Below are 2,550 nucleotides of genomic sequence, written 5' to 3'. Positions count from 1 at the left end.
ACCATGTGGTCCACCCCCACCAGGTTCTGCCACTCCAGGATGGCCTCCCCCTGGGTGAGGAGGGAAAGCCCGGAGTTGGTCCAGGTGTCCCCCCCATCCAGGACCAGGGCCTTCCCCCCCTCGGCCTCCACCTGGGCCTTCTGCTTTCGGATGAGGGCGGTGAGGGCGCTAAAGCCCCCCAAGGGGCCAAAGGACTGGGCCAGCTCCACGAAATCCAGGTAGGAAAGGAGGTGGGCGAGGAGGGAGCCTCGAGGCACCCCGTAGTAGCGCAGGATGGCCTCGCCCGTGAGGTACCCCGGCCGCCCCGTGAGGGGCTTGGGGGCGATGAGGTTAGGAGGCTCCATGAAGTGGTGGGGAAAGGCCTGGCCGTGGATGTCCGAGAAGTAGAGGAGGGTGGCCTCCCCGTAAGGGGGAAGGTCGTAAAGCCCAGACGGGTCCTCCAGCGCCCGGGCCAAGGCCTTAGGGGGAAGGCCAACCAGGGCGGAGAGCAGGAAGAGGAGCTCCCTTCGGTTCATTGCGACCCCACCGCGGGCTTGGTGTTGAAGTCCGATCCGGGGTCCAGGAGGTAGGCCACCACGTCGGCGATCTCCTCCGGAGTAAGGCCCCCCAAGGCCCCAAAGCGGTACATGACCGTGCAGGGGAAGTAGGCCCAGGAGTTGTAGATGACCTCGTAGGTGTAGCGCTGGATGGCCTCAGACTGGCCGCGCTTAAGGCTGTACTTCTCTAGGCTGGGCCCCACATCCCCCCCCAGGTGGACGGGGGAGCCATAGTGGCAGGAGAAGCAGTTGGCCTTCTGAAGGTTGTTGAAGATGGCCCCGCCCTTCCGCCAGTCCCCCATGAGCTTCCCGTCCGCGGGATAGCGGATAAGGGCCCGCTGCTCTTCCATGAACTTGGGAAGGAGCTCGGCGGGGAGACGGTTCCTGTGCAGGGAACAGAGGGCCTGGTCCGGGCGTTGGTTAAGGAAGACCTCGGCGTAGGCCTTGCCGCCCTCCTGGATGCGCTTAAGCTCTTCCTCCGTGAAGTACCGCTGGGCCAAGGCCAGGGCCAAGGCCAAAAGGAGAAGCGGGATGGCGACTTTCCGCATGGCTACCCCCTCTCACCGCACGAAGGCGGGCCACTCCTCCACCACCGCCCCGTTGTTGTTGTAGGCCAGGAAGAGCTCCAGGGCCAGGATGGGCATGGAGTACAGGCTGGGCTGCGGGTGGCCGATGTTGCCGTAACAGGCCCGGATCCGGTCCTGCATGGTCCAGGTCTGGTCGTTGGAGTAGCGGTAGGCGGGCCAGTGGGTCCAGGACAGGTCCTTCCCCAAGACATCGGCGTAAGGCAGAACCCCCGCCCGGCGCTTGACATAGGTCACATGGCACGTGGCGCAGCCGAGGTCCCGCTGGCCGCTTCGGGCGTAGAAGAGCTTCTCCCCCAGAGCGTAAAGGGCCCTTTCTTCGGGGAAGAGGAGGCGCACCTGGATCTTGTGCCCGGTGGACTTGCTGGCGATGTAGAAGGCAATGGCCACCACCTCAGGCCGCTTCACCTCCTGGGGCTTGAAGCCCTGGACCCGGGTCATGCAGGTGACGATGCGGCCGTCCAGGTCCTCCACCCGGCCCGTGTCCAGGAAGTAGCGGGGAAGCCTAGCGGCAGCCCCTTCCAAAATCCCCTTCCCCAGACCGAAGTCGCACTCGGCCATGGTCTTGCCGAAAGGCCCTTTGCGGTTAAAAAGCTCCTCCCCCTGTTGAACCACAAGCTCCGTGGGCAGGATGCCTGCGGTCTGGAGGAGAAGCTCCTTTTGCCGCTTGGCCTCCTCCCGCGGGTCCGTGCCCTGGGCCAGCGCCGTAAGGACCAGAAAAGCGCCCCAAACCCATGCCCGCATACCCCACCTCCATAAAGCGCCCGGGGCTTGCCCCGGGCGCTTAAGGCCTAGGCCAACTCCAGCTTGGCGGAACCCTCTCCGGTGTCCCCGTCGGTGTCTTTAAGCTTCACCACAAAGGTGCCCGGCTTTTCCGCCTTGAACTTGAAGGCGTAGAGGGGGTTGGCGCTGGTGGAAGGGCCAGGGCGGCCCTCCGCCACCTTCTCCCCCTCAAAGTAGACCTCTACCAGGTTGATGTACTTGGCGGGGATGATCTTCCCCTCCGCGTCCCGTCGGGTGCCGGGCTCGTTGGGGTGCTGGGCTACCGCCTGAACCTTCACTTCCTCCCCCGCCTTGGGCTTGGCGGGCGTTAGGCGTACGATGACACGAATGGCCATGGTCTACCTCCTTAACCGCACCCACCCACGGTGACGCGGGTGCTGGCCGAAGCCAGCAGGTACCGGCCGTCCGTGGTCTCCACCACCGCCCGCACCGCGGTGGTCTCCGCCAGGCGGACCCGGGTGGCGTAGTAGGGCAGGGCCTTCATGGGCATGAAGGTGAAGAGTCTGGGGGTGGGGTTCTTAGAGGCTGTCGTAAAAGGGTGGTATCCTTGAGGGGTGAGCTCTAGACGATCTTACCCCAGCGACCTCAGTGATGCGGAGTGGGCCCTCCTGGAACCCCTCATCCCAGCCCCCAAGCCTGGCGGCCGC

Annotated in this window: 3 protein-coding genes and 3 pseudogenes; 1 reads left to right on the top strand and 5 read right to left on the bottom strand. The window is 65.1% G+C overall.

Features of this window, described 5'->3' with window-relative positions:
• The 5 genes and pseudogenes from WKI94_RS11865 to WKI94_RS11845 all read right to left on the bottom strand — a co-directional run.
• Nucleotides 1-515 (bottom strand): annotated as a pseudogene (locus tag WKI94_RS11865) (thiosulfohydrolase SoxB); the annotation flags it as partial.
• Nucleotides 512-1,084, bottom strand: coding sequence for a sulfur oxidation c-type cytochrome SoxX (gene soxX, locus WKI94_RS11860; RefSeq protein WP_337845927.1), 573 nt, complete (start codon nucleotides 1,082-1,084; stop codon nucleotides 512-514). The pseudogene WKI94_RS11865 and the gene soxX, both read right to left, overlap by 4 nt.
• 12 nt (nucleotides 1,085-1,096) lie before the next feature.
• Nucleotides 1,097-1,864 carry a sulfur oxidation c-type cytochrome SoxA gene (gene soxA, locus WKI94_RS11855; protein WP_337845926.1) on the bottom strand — a complete coding sequence of 256 codons (768 nt, stop codon included), beginning with the start codon at nucleotides 1,862-1,864 and terminating at the stop codon, nucleotides 1,097-1,099.
• A gap of 47 nt (nucleotides 1,865-1,911) precedes the next feature.
• Nucleotides 1,912-2,238 carry a thiosulfate oxidation carrier complex protein SoxZ gene (gene soxZ, locus WKI94_RS11850; RefSeq protein ID WP_337845925.1) on the bottom strand — a complete coding sequence of 109 codons (327 nt, stop codon included), beginning with the start codon at nucleotides 2,236-2,238 and terminating at the stop codon, nucleotides 1,912-1,914.
• 11 nt (nucleotides 2,239-2,249) lie between these two features.
• A pseudogene (locus WKI94_RS11845) lies at nucleotides 2,250-2,423 on the bottom strand (thiosulfate oxidation carrier protein SoxY); the annotation flags it as partial.
• Nucleotides 2,424-2,457: 34 nt separating this feature from the next.
• On the opposite strand from WKI94_RS11845, the pseudogene WKI94_RS11840 reads away from it, so the two are divergent.
• A pseudogene (locus WKI94_RS11840) lies at nucleotides 2,458-2,550 on the top strand (IS5/IS1182 family transposase); the annotation flags it as partial.

This window comes from Thermus sp. (assembly GCF_037444525.1).
GTDB lineage: Bacteria > Deinococcota > Deinococci > Deinococcales > Thermaceae > Thermus.
The sequence above is the reverse complement of the archived record's forward strand: the minus strand, read 5'-3'. Positions and strand labels throughout refer to the sequence as shown.